Here is an 18204-nt window from a genome sequence, read left to right as displayed (position 1 = left end):
ACTGGTTTGCTCATTGCTGTTACTGTACCTCATAACTGTGGGAAATGCTATAGCTCTTCCTAAGACAGTATTGGTTTTGAGATTAAAGATAAATCCAGAATTACTATATCTTGCTTCTACTTCATCTAATCGATAATTTTTTGTATAAGATTGGATACTAATAATCGGTTTATCTCCTTCCCTCCCAGGAACTCTAATTTTTAGGGTATCAGGATAATTAGTGAGATTGGTGGTAGAAAAAGCAATTAATTCAAAATTATTACTAACATCTCGACGGTCTTTAATTCCTTCACAACGGTTATTATCTCGACGAATATAACTAATATCTGTTGGTCTCCCTGTAGGACAAGCATTAGCAGTTAAACCTGTCATATTTAAAAGATAAACACTGATGAAGAAGGGGAATAAATTGGATAAAAGTAATTTTTTCTTTTTCATAATCATTTAAGAGTATTAATAACAGTTTTCATTTGTATAGATTAAAAAGTTTTTAGCTTTGAGGCAGAAGGCAGGGGGCAGAAGTTAGATGCTTAGATTCCCTACTAAATTGAAAATCGCTATAAAGTTAGATAGTTCCGTAGGTTCAACACTTCGACTCCTCTCAGCGTTCAATTCTACAATATAAATAAACATCTATAGTCTAAGTTGATGGAAAGGGTGTTATGAATTGTCATTTGTTAATGATAGTTGATCTAATAAATTTCGCCCAGTCTCCCCATAAAAATCTTAACTCCTAATTCCTAATTCCGAACTCCTTTCAATATTCCCCATTCCTCTAATTTTTCTATGACAATATTAATGGGATAAGCTAAACCTAAATCTCCAGTTGAACGGGCATTCTCTAAGAAAATTTGGTTGTCTCCATCATTAATAGCAACAATATCATTCTGAAGTCTAATCCCCACCATCATAGCAATAACTTCCCCGGCTGGATTGAGAACTGGACCACCAGAGTTACCGTCAGCAACCAAAGCATCTAAAGGAATAAATTGGTTATTGGGATTATAGTTCATCACTTCTCCTGTAGCTGTTGACCAAGGACTTTTGATGTTATATGGATGACCAATAATAGTAATTTCTAAGTTTCGTTGTATCCAACCTGACTTAATGGTTAAAGGTTCAATATCATCAGGAATTCCTGTAACTTTTACAACCGCTAAATCCAAGTCTTCTCGACTGTCCGTTATCTGCTCAATTGTAGCTTCGTAACGAGGTCTTTCAGCATCATCAAGGGTGCTAAAAAATTCAATTTCAATGGTGTCACTGGGACGTTTACTTTTATTGTCGCTGATAACATGACGATTAGTGACGATTAAGACTGTATTTTCTTGTCTTTGAATCACCCAACCTGTACCAATACTAGCCCCCTCGGAGGTAGTGGCAATAATTCTCGCAGTGGAACGTAATTTTTTAACTAGGGGTTCTTGGTTTTCCGTGGGGAGATAGTCTCGATCATCAATATCAGGAGGAGGGGGATTATTCTTGATAGCTAGGAGACGTTCGGCTTCTTTGAGGTTATTTTGAACTAAAGCATGGTTAGGGTCAAGTTCTATGGATTTTTTATAGGCAGCAATGGCTTCTTCTAATTTCCCTTGCTCATCTAGGGCTAAACCCATGTTATAGTAAGCATTAGCATAGTTAGGGTCAAGTTCTATGGCTTTTTTATAGGCGGTGATGGCTTCATCATATTTCCCTTGCTCATCTAGGGCAACACCCATGTTATTGTAAGCCAAAGCATCGTTAGGGTTAATTTCTAGAGCTTTTTTATAGGCGGCGATCGCTTCATCTAATTTCCCTTGCTTTCTTAGGGCAATACCCATGTTGTAATAAGCGAAAGAATCGTTAGGGTCAATTTCTATGACTTTTCTATAGGCGGCGATCGCTTCATCTAATTTCCCCTGCTCAGATAGGGCAATACCCATGTTGCCGTAAGCACCAGCATAGTTAGGGTTAATTTCTAGAGCTTTTTTATAGGCAGCGATGGCTTCATCTAATTTCTCTTGCTCAGATAGGGTATTACCCATGTTGTTGTAAGCTTGAGCATAGTTAGGGTTAATTTCTAGAGCTTTTTTATAGGCAGCGATGGCTTCATCTAATTTCTCTTGCTCAGATAGGGTATTACCCATGTTGTTGTAAGCTTGAGCATAGTTAGGGTTAATTTCTAGAGCTTTTTTATAGGCAGTGATAGCTTCATCTAATTTCCCCTGATCATCTAAGGCATTACCCATGTTGTAATAAGCTAAAGAATCGTTAGGGTTAATTTCTAGGGCTTTTTTATAGGCAGCGATCGCTTCATCTAATTTATTTTGTCTAGCAAGAATAAAACCTATCAAAAAATGAGGATAACTATACTCTCCATTGATTTTAATTGCCTGACGACAAGCTGAGAGGGCTTCCTCTAATTGATCTAAATCATCCAAAACATTGCATAATTTAGCGTAAGCTACTGCATTATCCCCATCAATGGTGATAACTTGTCGAAAAATCCTTTCTGCTTCCCTGTATTTACCCTCACTATAGGCTTGTTCACCTTGTTGAAATAACTGTTCAACGGTTTGTGTCATCCCCACATAGGGAGTTGCCACAAAGGAGACTGTTAGGACAATGAGGTAGAGAGTACGTATTATAGTTTTCATTTACATAGAATAGAAACTTTCTAGCTTTGAGGCAGGAGGCAGGAGGCAGGAGGCAGTAGGTAATATTCTGCCAAAAATTAAGCCTTTTTGCCTTTCAACTCCTATCTGCTTTTAACTTTTGAATAGTAGAAACTAAAATACCTTGCATACTATCAACCTCTTCTAAAATAGGGGCAAATAATTGAGGTAGTGTTAGTTTTACCTCTTTCGCTATAATCAGCTGCGTATCTAGTTCTCTTAACGAGCCTAGTGCTATATGAAGAAACTGAACATATTCCTTTTGAGTTCTTCTTCCATAACCTTCCGCAATATTGGAAGGGACAGACACAGAAGCACGTCTAATCTGGCTTGTAAGTCCATATAGCTCAGATTTTGGAAATTTTTCAGTCAATTTATAACAGTTAATAGAAAGTTGAATCCCACGTTTCCAGATAAATTGTTCTCTGTAACTCATCGATAGATAGAAGTTTGAAGGCAGAAGTTTGAAGTAATACCTATTATATGACTTGTTCTTTGCCTCCTGCCTCCTGCCTCCTGCCTCCTGCCCCCTGCCCCCTGCCTCCTGCCTCCTGCCTCCTGCCCCCTGCCTCCTGCCTCCTGCCCCCTGCCCCCTGCCTCCTGCCCCCTGCCTCCTGCCCCCTGCCCCCTGCCTCCTGCCCCCTGCCCCCTGCCTCCTGCCTCCTGCCTCCTGCCCAATGGTAAAATAGACTAGAAATAATAGGAGTACAACGAGTGGCCGTTAAAATTGGTTTACTGGGTTTGGGAACAGTGGGAACGGGATCTGCACAAATTTTGCTCGATTCTATAGGTAGAAATCCCCTCTTAGAAGAAATTACTATCACAAAAGTAGGAGTGCGATCGCTGGATAAACCCCGTCAGGTAAAGTTAGGGGCAGGGGTGATCACCACGGACTTAGAAAGCATTGTCAACGATCCAGAAATTGCGATCGTTGTGGAATTATTGGGGGGACTAGAACCGGCGCGATCGCTGATTTTACAAGCCATTGCCAACAAAAAGCACGTGGTTACAGCAAATAAAGCGGTGATTGCTCGTTATGGTGACGAAATCTACGAAGCAGCCAACAAAGCCGGAGTTTATGTTCTCTTAGAGGCTGCGGTGGGGGGTGGTATTCCCATCATTAAACCCCTAAAACAGTCTTTAGGTGCAAATCGTATCGCCAGTATTATTGGTATTGTCAACGGCACCACCAACTACATTTTGACCAAAATGACCTCGGATGGGGTAGATTTTGGCGAAGTTTTAGCGGAAGCGCAAAAATTAGGCTACGCTGAAGCTGATCCCACTGCGGATGTGGATGGGTTAGACGCGGCGGATAAAATCGCTATTTTAGCGTCTTTGGGGTTCGCTGGAAGGGTTAAACGAGAAGATATCTATTGTGAGGGTATTCGTGGAGTTAGTGCAACGGACATTACCTACGCCGATCAATTGGGTTTTGTGATCAAATTACTAGCTATTGCTCAAGGAACAGAGGGTGAAAACTCTCAACAATTACAATTAAGGGTTCATCCCACTTTAGTACCAAAAAATCATCCTCTAGCCAATATTAACGGGGTTGATAACGCTGTTTTGGTGGAAGGAAAACCCTTGGGACAAGTGATGTTTTTTGGACCCGGTGCCGGTGCGGGACCCACTGCCAGCGCGGTAGTTTCGGATATTATGAATATCGTAGCCATTCTCAAAAGTAGTGGCATGAATGCACCCCTTGATCCCCTTCTGAGTTGTGTTCATCAGCATTTTTGTCAAATTACCCCCATAGAAGCGATCGATACCCGTTTTTATGCCCGTTTCCTCACCAAAGATTTACCTGGGGTTATTGGTCATTTAGGGACAACTTTTGGCCAGCATCAAGTGAGTTTAGAATCGGTAGTACAAACTGGCTTTAAAGGGGAACTTGCTGAGATTGTAGTCGTCACTCATTATGTTTGTGAAGGAAATTTCCGCACTGCTTTGGATGAAATTCGTAATCTAGAAGCGATCGATAGTATCCCCAGTATTGTTAGGGTTTTGTAGAGCAGTGAACGGTGAACAGTGAGCAGTGAACGGTGAACAGTGAACAGTGAGCAAACAAGATTAAATAAAAGTAGGGTTTGGAGTAAACAGTGTTTTTCTCTGGGGTACTTTTATGGGGAAAAAAGTAGTTTCCGAGAAAGATGTATTGTTGCTGTTTTTTGTCTGATGTCCTGGTTTTCTCCTATATCTGCGATCGCTCAACCTTCTCTCGCTGAACTGTGTTCGGACCCGGTTTTATCCCGTTTACAACGTCATCGCGTGATATCGGGGGAAACCATAGAAAGTATTGCCCAACAGTATAGGTTAGTACCTCAAAGCTTGATCGGTGTTAACCCTGGTTTGGAGGGGGGACAAGTGCAAGTGGGACAAGAGATTTTAATCCCTCCTTTTAATGGTATAAAAATTACTGTTCCCAATGGTGCAACTTGGCAAGACTTAGCTACTGCTTATGGTGTTCGTGCAGATGTTTTATTTGAGATGAATGGGTGTGTAGAAAACCCAACGGTTGCTTTTATTCCTGGGGTTAATTGGCAGTCGGGAAATAATGCTCCTGAAGATAATTATACTGGGTTGAAGGGTTATCCATTACCTGCGATCGCACAAGTTGGTTTAAGTTATGGATGGCACGTGGAACCCAATACAGGGGAGTCTTTTTTTCATGGAGGAATGGATATTTTAGCGGAAGTTGGCACCCCAGTGTTAGCAGCAGACTCGGGAACTGTGGTTTATGTTGGCCAAGAGGGAAATTATGGCTTTTTGGTGATTGTAGACCACGGGAATGGGATACAAACCCGTTATGGTCATCTTAGCCGTTTTAACACTCGTCTTAGTGAGTCGGTGCAAGTGGGAGATATTTTAGGTTATGTGGGAGTAACGGGAAACCCGGATTTATTGAACCCTCATTTACATTTTGAGGTGCGTTTTAAGTCTCCTGTGGGTTGGGTAGCGCAAGATCCCAATATTCATTTATCTCCTTCTCAATAACTTTTTGATTGGAAAAACTTAAAGAGGTTTGTTTCCAAATAGACAGAAATATATGGTTAAATTGTTGAGATTACTTTTTAATCCTTTATCTCTACATTCTAACTGCTTTTAGTAATTTAATTCAAGTGGTAGGCACTAAAAAAATAAACAAAAGAAGCATTAAACTTCAATAAGTTAAAAAATTATACTTTCCACCATTAACTGGTCTGTTTCAGTCAATTATTGACTTAATTTAAAATTTCACTTAGTCTATAGATAAAATAAATAGTATAATCTCATTATTTATTATCAAAACTTGTTAATACACAATCGTGCTTGAATTTGTACAAACTCGCATACTATCATTGAAAATAGTACAATTATTTACCCGTACTATCATCAAATGGCAACAAGACGAATGCATAGAAATGGGTGCAGCACTATCCTACTATGCTATTTTTTCTCTGTTTCCTATTTTATTGGTGGTTTTGAGTATAACAGGTTTAATTCTTGGTCCCAACACTAACGCATACAATCAAATTCTAATCCTTGCTAAAACTACTCTCCCCATAGAAGCTTATAGTATTGTAGAGAGTACCTTATTACAGTTAAATGAAAGTAGTTTAGGTGCAGGAATTATTGGTTTTTCTATCTTATTTATTACTGCAAGTCGTATTTTTAGTGCTTTAAGTCGTAATGTTGATAAAATATGGAAAGTTTATCACCAAAAATACAATCAAAATAGTTGGCTTGTGACAATTACTAACTTTCTTCAAAACCAAATATTTGCTTTTTTATTAGTATTGAGTTCAACAGCTTTAATGTTAGTTTCTTTGCTGTCTAACATTGCTCTAAAAGTCTTGTTAAAATTTATTATAAATGTGGAAGAATTCATCACATGGTTCCGTGTTGACGAAGTTTTTTTATGGAATAGCTTGCAAGTAGGAGTAACATTTTTTCTGTTAACTTCTGTGGTTATGATACTTTATAAAACTCTTCCTGCAACTAAAATAAAATGGGGCGATATTTGGATAGGTTCTTTACTAACAGTTAGCTTATTTTCTTTACTTCAAAGGTTAGTTAGTAATGGGGTAATTCGCATTGGTGAACAGTTTAGAGCTTACGGAATTATTGGTGGATTTATGTTTCTATTATTATGGATATTTCTCACTTGCCAAATTTTCCTTTTAGGTTGCGAGTTTACTTATGTTTATACACATTTATTCGGTAGTCGTAGAGATAGATAGATCAGGGCAAAAATTAAATGGCATTTTTGATTAACTTAGCTAACTTTTCTGCACTATCTGTAACAGCTAATTCAGAAGTTTTTTGAGCCATTCCTCTTAGTTTATCTGGATTATTAAGCAAGCTTAGAACTAAATCTGTTAACTTTTCCTCTGTTAATTCTTTTTGTTGATAACAATAAGCAGCCTCTGCTTTAATAAAAACTTGAGCATTAAAAGATTGATGATCTTCTGCAGCAAAGGGATAAGGAATTAAGATAGCAGGTGTTTTAGTAATAGCCAATTCTGTTAAGGTTCCTGCACCGGCTCGACTTACAGATAAATCTGCTCTTTGTAATAGTCCAGCCATGTTATCGTAGAAGGGCAAAGAAATATATTGAGGGTGTTTAAAACTGTCAGCATCAGGGTCATTTTTTCCTGTTAAATGCACAACATAAGCCCCCATTTCTAACCACTTTGGAACGCATTTGCGAACCAAACAATTAACAGAAACTGCTCCCTGAGAACCTCCCACAACAACCACTAAAGGGACATTATCGGGAATATTTAAGTCTAAAGATTGAGGAGTATAAAACTGCGATCGCACTGGGGTACTCACCCAAACAGTAGGAATGTTAGGTAAATATTTTTGAGTGCCTTCAAAACCCAAGGCAACTTGACTACAAAAGCGACTCAATAATTTAGTTACTTTACCAGGAATATAATTCGATTCGTGAAGAATAGCTGGAATTCCTGATAACTTAGCGGCTAAAATAGCAGGACTGGCAATATAGCCCCCAGTGGTAAAAACTATGTCTATATTTTCTTGTTGAATTATTTTTTTGACTGCAAAAACTGAGCTAATTAAACCTAATAAAATTTGTAACTTTTTGAGAGGAGAACGAGTCTGGAAACCTTCAACTGATATAGTATGAAAAGGGTAGCGATCGCCCACCAAACTCTGTTCGAGACGATTGGGTGTTCCCAACCACTGAATGTCATAATCTAATAATTTTTCAGCCACTCCCAAAGCAGGAAAAACATGACCTCCGGTACCACTGGCTGCAATTAATAAACGTACCATAAAAACAAAATATTCGTTACAATAAAACAAAATTCCTGTATGCTTAATCAGGATAGTTCACAAAAGGTAGACGCATGATGTATCGCCGTTGGTTCCTCCCTGTTATTATTGGTTTGAGTATAAGCTTAGGCAATAATTTAAGTCTTCGTGCAGAAAGTCCTGATACTGCACCCATTGAATTAAAAGCCTTAATTACGCAAATCGATGCCGCAGCTAATAGAAAGGACGTAGAACGTATAAAGTCATTATACAGTGATCAATATGTAACGGCAGATGGGTTAATGTTAGATGAGTTTACCCTAAACTTAGAAAAATTGTGGCAAGTATATCCTGATTTAGAATATACAACAGAGTTATTGTCTTGGGAAAGAAATGGAAGTTCTTTGGTAGCGGAAACCTTAACTACCATCACAGGAAATGGACAACAACAGGGTAGAGATATTCAACTGGAAGCAAAAATTAAATCCCGTCAAACCTTCCAAGGGGATAAATTAATTCGCCAGGAAATTTTAGCAGAAGAAACAAGGTTAACCTCTGGTGAAAAGCCTCCAGAAGTCACCGTAAATGCACCAGAAACTGTGAAAGTAGGAAAAACATTTGATTTTGATGTAATTGTCAATGAACCATTGAGAGATGAGTTATTAGCCGGTACCGCTATGTTAGAAAAAGTTGACAGCGATCGCTATTCAGATCCATCAACCATGCAATTAGAATTATTACAATCTGGGGGATTATTTAAGCGAATTCCTGCTGCTGAAGAACCCCAAAATCGTTGGCTTTCTGCTATTTTAGTTCGTAGCGAAGGTATTACAATGGTTACTCATCGTGTCAGAATTGTTGACTAAGCAATGATTATTTTTGCTCTGCTTAATAAACTCCACTGTTACCTGTACTGTTGTTTTTTTTTGGTATCGATTTTCTTAGAAATGGTCAAGAATCTTTTTCCAACAAGTAGTTAATCTAGCTTTTAGTTTAATTATTACAGCAACCGCAGCTATTGTTATTCCTGCGGTTTTTGGAAGGTAAGAAATTGCTCAAAATTAAGCCAACAAACTCACATCAGATAACAGATCAGCAACTAAAGGTTGATTATTTGACAACTGACTAACACCTAAAATAGAAAACCCCAATAATACCAAGTCCGCTTTATGTATCCCCTTTTAAAATTGACAGCCTAAAAGCTGAAAACCCTTCTGCCTCCTGCCCCCTGCCTCCTGCCTCTTCTAGAAAATAAGATGGGTTTTAGAACCGGATTTGGTATAAGTTACCCTCATCATCTACTCTTTCCATAATTGCATCGTTATCTGTTTCTCTCATATAACCAGCTTTATCAGAAAATAATACCTCCAAAAAGTCTCCTTCTTTGTCGTACCAAATTTTCACTTTTGTTGCCATATTAATTCTCCTGGTTTAATTCTATGGGTTAAATAAGCTGTAATTACAAAACCATCTTGATAATCAATTAGTATCATATTTTAAATTAAGTAAGGCGGACAATACTCACATTACTTATTTACAAATTATACTAACTATAGAGTGCGCGAACTTCTTCTCGGTTGTATTGTAATACTTCTTCCAATTCCTCGTAAGTCCATTGACTGTAATGGACAATTTTTTCCAAAAGAAAATCAATCGCTTTACCAGCAAAAGCATCCTCTAATATTGTCTCTAAACCAGTTTCAGCAAATGCGGCTAAAAGAATGATTGCTTTTAAATTACGTTTCGATATGGCTTCATAAGTGATAAGTTTAATAACATCTGATAATCCAATGGTTTTCCTATTAACATCTCCGGTTCCAATGGGTTTTACCCATATTTGTTTTCCAGAAAACCCGATTTCTTTTAATTCCTTCAAAGTTGTCGATTCTACCTTAGTTCGCTCAAAAAATACTTTACTTGAATATCCTAAAGCAACTCCAATATTTTCAACACCAATACGTTTTTCTCCATCAGGAAGCATATATGCGTCTAAAACGGATCTTCCAAGATTAATTTCACAACTAACAGCCTTAATAGCATTACTAATGGATAGCTTTTCCATGTTGACCTATTTCAGTAAATTTTCAATTGATTTGAGATGCTATAGCATTATAGTACAATTAATACTCTTGTGATGTAATAAATTCCTTAATTCTGTTTTTTATTTATTTCTTTATTCCTAGATATTTAAATAATAAGATGGGCATTGCCCACCCTACAAAGTTAACCTAACCTTTCTCAACTTCTGCAACCATTAATAAGGTTTTCAGAACGGAATCAGGGTTTAAACTCATGGAATCAATTCCTAATTCCACTAAGAATTTAGCAAACTCTGGATAATCACTAGGTGCTTGTCCACAAATACCAATTTTACGGCCTTTTTTCTTAGCGGTTTCTATAGCTAATTTAACCATTCTTTTCACCCCATCGTTGCGTTCATCGAACAATTGAGCAACTAAAGCTGAGTCTCTATCTAACCCTAAAGTAAGCTGAGTTAAATCATTAGAACCAATGGAAAAACCGTCAAATACATCAGCAAATTGATCCGCTAAAATGACATTACTGGGTAACTCGCACATCACATAAACCTGTAAACCATTAACCCCTTGTTTCAGTCCATGTTTTGCCATCTCTGCAATCACTTTCTTCCCTTCTTCTGGGGTACGACAAAAAGGAATCATGGGGATAACATTGACTAAACCCATGTTATTTCTGACCATTTTCATGGCTTGACATTCTAAGGCAAACGCCTCACGATAAATGGGATCATAATAACGAGATGCACCGCGCCATCCAATCATCGGATTATCTTCTTTTGGTTCAAATTCTTGTCCTCCTAATAAGTTTGCGTACTCATTAGATTTAAAGTCAGACATCCTAACAATTACAGGTTTCGGATAGAATGCCGCCGCAATAGTTGCTACTCCCCGTGCTAATTTATCAACAAAAAATTGTGGTTTATTTTCGTATTGTTTGGTCAATTCTGCAATTTGTTCTTTAACCGCTTCATCCTCTAATCTATCAAACTTAATTAACGCTAAAGGATGAGCTTTAATATGGTTAGCGATGATGAATTCTAGGCGTGCTAAACCCACACCTTGCGCTGGAATGCTTGCCAGAGAAAAAGCCTTTTCTGGGTTGCCCACATTCATCAAAATTTGTGTCTTAGTGGTAGGTAAATTATCTAAAAGGGTTTCTTGTATTTCAAAGGGTAATAAACCATCGTATACCCTACCTTCGTCTCCCTCCGCACAACAAACAGTGATTTCTTGAAGGGTTTTTATTTTATTCGTAGCATCACCACAACCAACAATAGCAGGAATTCCCATTTCGCGAGCAATAATGGCTGCATGACAGGTGCGCCCCCCCTGGTTAGTGACGATCGCACTCGCTTTTTTCATAATAGGTTCCCAGTCGGGATCGGTGCGGTTAGTAACGAGAACTTCCCCTGGCTTAAATTGGTGGATTTTATTGGCTTCAAGGATAACACGGGCTTTTCCCTTGCCGATGGCAGCCCCCACGCTACGTCCAATGGTGACAACGGTACTATGATCTTTTAATCGGTAGGTTTTGAGGACATTAGCTGGTTTTTGGGATTGTACGGTTTCTGGACGGGCTTGAACGATGTACAATTCCCCTGTACGTCCATTTTTCGCCCATTCGATATCCATGGGGGTGTAGGTTTCTCTAACTTGGGAATAGTGATCTTCGATAATACAAGCCCATTTTGCTAATTTTAAAATTTCCTCATCATCTAAGCAAAATTTTTCTTGTTCTTGGGGTAAAACCTCCACATTTTTGGTTAGTTTTGACCCACCTGTATCGTAAACCATTTTTATTGCTTTGGTACCGATTCTTTTTTCTAAAATGGGTCGATAATCGTCTTTTAAAGTAGGTTTGAATACATAATATTCGTCTGGGTTAACGGCACCCTGTACCACATTTTCTCCTAACCCATAGGCTGCAGTGATTAAAGCAGCATTTTTAAAGCCGGTTTCTGTGTCAATAGAAAACATTACTCCGGCTGAAGCGAGATCCGATCTAACCATTTTTTGTACCCCAACAGAAAGGGCAACAGAAAGGTGATCAAATCCGTTCCGATGTCGATAGGAAATAGCGCGATCGGTGAATAAAGAAGCGAAGCATTTATGACAAGCTTCTAGGACTCCTTTGACACTATGGATATTGAGATAGGTTTCCTGTTGTCCAGCGAAACTGGCTTCCGGTAAATCTTCTGCCGTAGCACTCGAACGCACTGCTACATCGAGGTTTTGGGTTTCTATTTCACATTCTTGGCGGTATTTTTCTTGCAGTCGACTACACTCGTTACTGTAGCGATCGCAGAGTATTTTATAAGCTTTAATAATCCCTTCTTCTAATTCTTTGGGAAAGGGAGTATTCAAGATCAAAGAACGGGCTAAGTCTCCTCTTTCTTGGAGGTTAGTAACATCATTAACATCTAAATCCGTTAATAAGTCTTTTAATCTTGACTCCAATTCTGCTGATTTGATAAAGTAACGATAAGCGTAAGCAGTAGTAGCAAATCCCGTAGGAACCCGAACCCCTTTAGGTTGCAATTGTTGGATCATCTCCCCTAAAGACGAGTTTTTTCCTCCCACTAAATCCACGTCTTTGCTGCCTACTTCTTCAAACCAAAGAATAAATGCTGTTTCTCTGTTAACCGTTGGGGTTATTGCATACTTCGTTGTTACCATAAGTTTCTAACCCTAATTCTTAATTCTATTTTAACTATTTTTTTCGTCAACAGTGGGTTATTAAAAATTATCAATAAATACAACTTTTTATTAACTTTCCCAGGGAAATATACTAACAAATATCATCTATACTGCTAGGCAAAAGAGAATTTTATTTTCAGAGAAGGATTGATCTCTTAGCTGAAAGCTGACCCCTGAATGCTTACAACTAAGAGATCCTTCTACTAGCCAAGAAGAGGATTAAGGAATTAACTGAACAGGAAACCCTTGATCCCGTAGGACTTCAGCCGTTCCTCGTCCCGGTTGGTAATTATAACCCCATTGACCACTATCGTGGAGAATTTGGGGAGTTAATAGCACAATTACCTCAGTTCGTTGGGAAGTATCCGTTTGACTTCTAAATAAAGCCCCAAGCAAAGGAATATCACCCAATAAAGGAACCTTGCTGGTAGTAGACTGATCCGACTCACTAATAATTCCCGATAGAATCAAAGTCTGGCCATCTCGTAGACGAATTAAACCAGAACTCAATTCCCGACGGTTCAAAAGGAACAGATTGTTCGTACCTCCATCAGCACCACTATCAAATACTTGTACATCCCCAACCGCAGCAATGGTAGGACTTACGGTGACATTAATGTAACCATTGTCATCGATTTTATCGACGTTAATAGCCAATGTTAACCCTGCATCCTGTAAAACCGGCGTTGTGGTTCGGACACCACTGAGGGGGTCAACTTGGGTAGTGATGTTTTCAATTACCTTTTGAGTCAATTTAACCGTTGCTTCCTGTCCTTCTTGAACCACCAAAGTGGGATCAGTGAGAATTTTAGCGTTACCGCTTTGAATATTGGTTTCAATTTGAGCTAGGAAGCGTTGGGGAAATTGGAAGAAACTAGGAAGGGCTGACTCTGCTGTTGCAATGGTTCCAGGGGTGACCGTTGTGGTGACAATTCCTGTTTCAGGATCGAAAGTTCTTTCAAAAGCATCGGGTTCCCCAGGGGTAATGTCGGTAATTCCTGCAATGGTGGGGTCCATAGAAACACCAGCCACTCGGCCAAAAAATCGAGCATCGCTGGGAATACGAATCAAGTTTCCTTGATCATCGAGGAATAAAATCCCTCCCCCTTGTCCTGGGGCAACGATAGAACGCTCAAAATCAATAAAAGTATTACCGTCAATTAAAGGATTATTGATAACAGGAGGATTAATCACCCGACCCGGTCCACTGTTAAGATCGTCACCACTAACAGGACTGAACCCTCCAAACCGCAGCAAGGCCGCCCCGTCGTCTTGAACAATAAAAGCATCCCCAGATCCAAAAGAAAAATTACTGCTAAAGGATTGATCGTTGGTGAGGATGACATCCACTACCTTCACATTAACCGCAACTTGACGACGACGGGCATCCATTTGGGTCAACAAAGAGGTAGCTACTTGAACATCTCGAGGTTCTCCCACTAGGGTAACGGTGTTGAGGCGATCATCAGAAGATACGGTTAAGCCCCTCAATAACATTGGACCTGCTGCCTCTTCACCCGCTTGGGAGGTCAAAGACTCTAATTCGCTAGGAAGTTCTCTACGTCCTACCACCCGTTGGGTTAAAGGATCAATAATGTCTTCTGTTTGGGTAACTAACCGTTGAAATTCTGCACCTTGGGAGGCTAAAAAGACCCCTGCGTTGGCAGATTTAACCTGATTGAGACGTAGGGTACGGCTGACTAGGGTACGGGCAGCTTGGGGTAACCTCGATCCCACGAACACAGTCCGTCCTCTGCGGTTGGCCTGTAATCCCGAAATCATCAACACCGCGTTAAAGACATCTTCTACTGGTTCGTTTTCTAAATCTAGAGATACCGTCGCTTCTGCTGGTGGTTGCCCCTGGCCTTGATTTCCCCCTGGAGTATCGGTAAACACCAAATTAACCCCGGCAAAACGGGCAAGTACCGCTAAAACTTCTCTAGCAGGGGCTTCTCGTAGCACTAACCTTGGCACAACAGCACCGCTACCTAAATCGATTTGACTAGCTCCTGCGTCGATATTAGAAATAGCCATATCCCCCACCGGTGGTGCGATGGCCCGTGGTAAAGTGGGGGCTACGGGCATGGTGGGTCGCAAGCTATCGGGAGTTGAACTATCGTTTGACCGAATAATAACTTCTGGATTAGGCACCAAAATTTCCGAGTTATTGCTAGGAACGCCCCCTGGTGCTGGACCCGGAGCCTGAAAAGTTTGTCCTGGGGGTGGGGAATAGTTGGGTATCTGGGCAATAAAAGGAGAGGAACCAGGAGATTTTTCTTTACCTAACTCGGATGCCAAAATTGAGGTGCGATCGCCTTCAATCTCGGTTTCCAGTTGTGGTAGTTCCTTACTAAGTTGTTCAAATAAAGAGGGGGTTCTCCCAATTATGGTTTCTTCTGTTTCCTGTTGGAGATCCCCTATGGGTCGATAATCGAGATTTGATCGAGAAAATTGAGATTTTTCGGATGCCATTAGGGGCTGATGACTAAAGAGCATCAGGAAGATCCCACTGGTCATAAGCGGATAATAATACTGTTTCACGGTTCACTCCTTGTTTACACACACAACACACACACAAGTGACAACTAAAGTCATTAGTGACTATTGTAATTGTCTCAAACAGAGATTATTACTGCTCTGCTTGTTCCCCTTCCTCTGAGGCTTCTTCTGCGGTCAATCTAGCCAGTTCCTCGGGACTTAAAGGTAAGATAGCATCCAGGGTAAAACTGGTTTCTAGAGTATCTTGACCTCGAGCCTGAACTTTTCCCCCATCTTGAGTAACGTTTACAACATCGATGATAAAGTTTTCATCAACCAGCTGAGAGCTTAATCCTGTAATCACTAATAAAGGCTGTAGTCGCTCTAAATCCCTAAGAATGCTCTGGGTGGAACCAAAATTCCCCTTAATGGTTAGGTTAAATTTTTGACGTTTCAGTCTGTTATTTACCCCTGCTCCTAAAGAACTGTCCTTAACTATCGTAATAGTTCCGTCCGGTTGAAAACTCACTAACTCTGCTTGATGTTTTTCTACCAATTGGTTGATATCTAAGAGTATGGTTTTGAGGCTTTCTTCGCTAGAAAATAGGGATAGGACTTGATTCCTCAGGGATTCTGATTCCCGTAATTTTCCCTCAGCTTCCAACATTTGTTGGCTGAATTCGCCAGTTTCTTGTTGTACAACTTGTCCCTGTTTTTCGGCTTCGGTGGTTTTGAGTTGATTATAGTTGTCGTAGGCTGGTTTAACCAAAGTTAACCCTACATAAATTGAACCAATTATTCCCAGGACTCCCAAGCAAATACCACTGATTTGTGGGGTAAAAGTAATGCCAAATGCCGAGGGATAATTACTGCTCTGTTCCTCAAAATCTTCCTCGCTTTGAGCGGAGTTGAATTCTTCTGAAAAGGTCATGGTTTAAGCACTCCTTTGTTTTCAAGGGTTCTAATACGGTTGACAAGACCTGTTGCACCATTACGGGCAAAGTCCTGCAGTAATTCCGATGAAGGGCGATCGCTGATAGCGGTGGTAATGCTATACTTAATCCCTTGGGGAACTTCTACTTCTATATTTTCGGGGGCGTTTCTAGTTTCTACAGGAAAATCCTCTAAACTGGCAGTTTCAATGATGGTTTTTTCTGCATCTAGTAGGGGAGAACTTTGTAAGGTCAGTAAGAAGTCGTTGATGTCATCGTAGTCTACAGCGTAACCCCCAATGGTCAGTTCACTGTCGGTTTGCACAATGGAGTCCACTCGGACATTGGCAGGGGTTTGATCTTCTAGTTCACTGAGAATGGCCGACCAAGGGCGAATTTGATTAAAAACAGTGACTAATGATTCTACCTCTCGATTGTTCTGCTCTACTTTGGCATTAATTTCGTCGATACTTCTGTTTTGTGCGCTCACCTGCTCTAGTTGAAGATCCAATTCTTGGATTTTCTGCTCTGTGGAAGAGGATAACTGATTTAACACCAACAGAGAACTAGCTGTGATAGCAGGTAAGATAACCATAACAGCCCCGCCAATCAACAAAGGCAGCTGTTCTGTTAAAGATGATGTCTGTGATTCGGGAACTACGGTTGCTTTTGTGGTGGTGTCAAGATGACGATCTTTGAGAAAATTAATATCTAAACTATACATAAATTACACCTCCCGTAATCCTAAACCTAAAACAGTTCCTAGGGCTGGCCGTTCGACGGCAGGAATATCTTTATCCATCTCTAAGGATAAAGCTGTAATGGGGTCAATTTGCATCGTGGGTAAGCTCAGACGATTGGTAAAGTATTCATCTAATTGTACTAGACCCCCTCCAGGTCCTGCTAATAACAACTGAGCTACTTCTAAGTCGTCACTCTGGTTTAGGTAGAAGTTGATAGAACGACGTAACTCATCGGTTAATTCTCCTAAAACTCTCATCAAGGCTGTCATTCCTGGATTAACTGCAGTTCCTTGGGTGGTTAAACTGTCGAATTGGGTGACGGGAATGGTCATTCCTTGAAGAATTTCTGGGTTACGAGACGCAGGTAAATTCATGGCCCTTGACAGGGCATTTTGCATCTGGAAGGTTCCAATGGGAACGGTTCTAGAAAATTGCGGTACTCCATCAACAACAATGGCAATTTCTGTGCTGTCGAACTCCACATCTACTAATACGGCTGCTTCTGTGGACCCAAACTGTCGGAGTTGTTCCCTAATGGTACGAATAACGGAAAAACTGTTGATTTCTAAAACATCAACTTCTAATCCTGCTTGACCAAATGTGTCCATATAGGAGTCTGTAACTTCTCGTCGAGTGGCGACTAAGAGTACTTGTACCTTTTCGATGCCGTCTTCGTCTTCAAAGAAGCCCAATTTTTGATAGTCTAGATCTACCTCTTCTCTGGGGTAGGGAAGGTACAAGGCTGCTTCGTGGTTCAAAACCATATCCCTCAATTCTGCTTCGTCTAACTCGGCCGGAACTGGGATAATACGAATAATCGCTTCTCGCATGGGAACAGCTGTGGCAATACGTTTAGCTTTAATCTTGTGTTCGGCAAAAAACCCCTGAATTAACTCGGCTAAACCAGGAGAATCTACGATTTTGCCTTCCTCAAAAATACCTTCAGGCACTTCTGTACTACAAAATTTGGCTATTTTATAACCTTGACCTTGTTTGGATAGTTTAGCTAGGTTCAATCTTTCGGGAGTAATTTCTAAACCAACCCCGCCTGACTTTCCCCTAAATAAACCGTCAATGGTGTCTTGAATACGGCTTAACATATCTTTACTAAATGAAACTTGACCGATACTCGAATAAGTAACCTTAAGATGCAGTGTTAATTTACATGATGTCTTAATGGTTCCCGTTCTAATGTAACTCAATTTTTTCTAACATCCCAGGTAAGAGAGAAGTCACGAATTTCAGTTGAGTAGCAAGTGTTTCTAATCAGGAAAGAATAGGTATTTGAGACTACTGACTTTGGCAAGTTCTGTATAAATTTGCTTATATCTAAATCAGGTCACCACTAACCTGCATTATTCATGAGAGAATTAAGAACAAGCATGAAAGCCTTATGCAA

The 18204-nt window shown here is 39.9% G+C and carries 14 protein-coding genes and 1 pseudogene; 4 read left to right on the top strand and 11 right to left on the bottom strand.

Going from position 1 to position 18204, the window contains the following annotated elements; all coding sequences use genetic code 11:
- The 3 genes and pseudogenes from P9B04_RS24560 to P9B04_RS24550 all read right to left on the bottom strand — a co-directional run.
- Positions 1-438: pseudogene (locus tag P9B04_RS24560) on the bottom strand (hypothetical protein); the annotation flags it as partial.
- A 302-nt stretch (positions 439-740) separates the two neighbouring features.
- Positions 741-2636: a tetratricopeptide repeat protein gene (locus P9B04_RS24555; protein WP_342057580.1), complete on the bottom strand. Its 1896-nt coding sequence runs from the start codon at positions 2634-2636 to the stop codon at positions 741-743.
- A 94-nt stretch (positions 2637-2730) separates the two neighbouring features.
- Positions 2731-3090 (bottom strand): four helix bundle protein, encoded by a 360-nt coding sequence (locus P9B04_RS24550; protein ID WP_342057579.1) that lies wholly within the window; start codon positions 3088-3090, stop codon positions 2731-2733.
- Between the two features lie 278 nt (positions 3091-3368).
- On the opposite strand from P9B04_RS24550, the gene P9B04_RS24545 reads away from it, so the two are divergent.
- The 3 genes from P9B04_RS24545 to P9B04_RS24535 all read left to right on the top strand — a co-directional run bounded on the left by P9B04_RS24545 (position 3369) and on the right by P9B04_RS24535 (position 6877).
- On the top strand, positions 3369-4667 hold the full coding sequence (locus P9B04_RS24545; protein ID WP_342057578.1) for a homoserine dehydrogenase: 1299 nt from the start codon (positions 3369-3371) through the stop codon (positions 4665-4667).
- 165 nt (positions 4668-4832) lie between these two features.
- A complete protein-coding gene (locus tag P9B04_RS24540) occupies positions 4833-5651 on the top strand; it encodes a peptidoglycan DD-metalloendopeptidase family protein (RefSeq protein WP_446718044.1) in 819 nt (272 codons plus the stop codon).
- 311 nt (positions 5652-5962) lie between these two features.
- Positions 5963-6877, top strand: a complete 915-nt coding sequence (locus tag P9B04_RS24535) for a YihY/virulence factor BrkB family protein (protein ID WP_342057576.1) — start codon at positions 5963-5965, stop codon at positions 6875-6877.
- A 13-nt stretch (positions 6878-6890) separates the two neighbouring features.
- Here the strand turns inward: P9B04_RS24535 and murG are convergent, their stop codons facing one another.
- Positions 6891-7937: an undecaprenyldiphospho-muramoylpentapeptide beta-N-acetylglucosaminyltransferase gene (murG, locus tag P9B04_RS24530; protein WP_342057575.1), complete on the bottom strand. Its 1047-nt coding sequence runs from the start codon at positions 7935-7937 to the stop codon at positions 6891-6893.
- A 74-nt stretch (positions 7938-8011) separates the two neighbouring features.
- Between murG and P9B04_RS24525 the strand changes: the two genes are divergently transcribed.
- Entirely contained in the window at positions 8012-8782 is a 771-nt protein-coding gene (locus tag P9B04_RS24525; RefSeq protein ID WP_342057574.1) for a nuclear transport factor 2 family protein, read from the top strand.
- A gap of 397 nt (positions 8783-9179) precedes the next feature.
- On the opposite strand, the gene P9B04_RS24520 is transcribed toward P9B04_RS24525, so the two are convergent.
- The 7 genes from P9B04_RS24520 to pilM all read right to left on the bottom strand — a co-directional run bounded on the left by P9B04_RS24520 (position 9180) and on the right by pilM (position 17905).
- Positions 9180-9332 (bottom strand): DUF2283 domain-containing protein, encoded by a 153-nt coding sequence (locus P9B04_RS24520; protein WP_342057573.1) that lies wholly within the window; start codon positions 9330-9332, stop codon positions 9180-9182.
- A gap of 130 nt (positions 9333-9462) precedes the next feature.
- On the bottom strand, positions 9463-9978 hold the full coding sequence (locus P9B04_RS24515) for a hypothetical protein (RefSeq protein ID WP_342057572.1): 516 nt from the start codon (positions 9976-9978) through the stop codon (positions 9463-9465).
- Positions 9979-10144: 166 nt separating this feature from the next.
- On the bottom strand, positions 10145-12631 hold the full coding sequence (gene ppsA, locus P9B04_RS24510) for a phosphoenolpyruvate synthase (RefSeq protein ID WP_342057571.1): 2487 nt from the start codon (positions 12629-12631) through the stop codon (positions 10145-10147).
- A gap of 240 nt (positions 12632-12871) precedes the next feature.
- Positions 12872-15124 carry a hypothetical protein gene (locus P9B04_RS24505; protein WP_446718043.1) on the bottom strand — a complete coding sequence of 751 codons (2253 nt, stop codon included), beginning with the start codon at positions 15122-15124 and terminating at the stop codon, positions 12872-12874.
- Between the two features lie 157 nt (positions 15125-15281).
- On the bottom strand, positions 15282-16061 hold the full coding sequence (locus P9B04_RS24500; protein WP_342057569.1) for a pilus assembly protein: 780 nt from the start codon (positions 16059-16061) through the stop codon (positions 15282-15284).
- Positions 16058-16786, bottom strand: coding sequence for a PilN domain-containing protein (locus tag P9B04_RS24495; protein ID WP_342057568.1), 729 nt, complete (start codon positions 16784-16786; stop codon positions 16058-16060). The genes P9B04_RS24500 and P9B04_RS24495 overlap by 4 nt, the downstream gene beginning before the upstream one ends.
- A 3-nt stretch (positions 16787-16789) precedes the next feature.
- Positions 16790-17905, bottom strand: a complete 1116-nt coding sequence (pilM, locus tag P9B04_RS24490; protein WP_342057581.1) for a type IV pilus biogenesis protein PilM — start codon at positions 17903-17905, stop codon at positions 16790-16792.
- Positions 17906-18204 lie beyond the last annotated feature (299 nt).

It is taken from the genome of Crocosphaera sp. Alani8 (genome assembly GCF_038442745.1).
Lineage (GTDB): Bacteria > Cyanobacteriota > Cyanobacteriia > Cyanobacteriales > Microcystaceae > Crocosphaera.
Note: the sequence above shows the minus strand (reverse complement) of the source record. Positions and strands in the feature narration are given on the sequence as shown.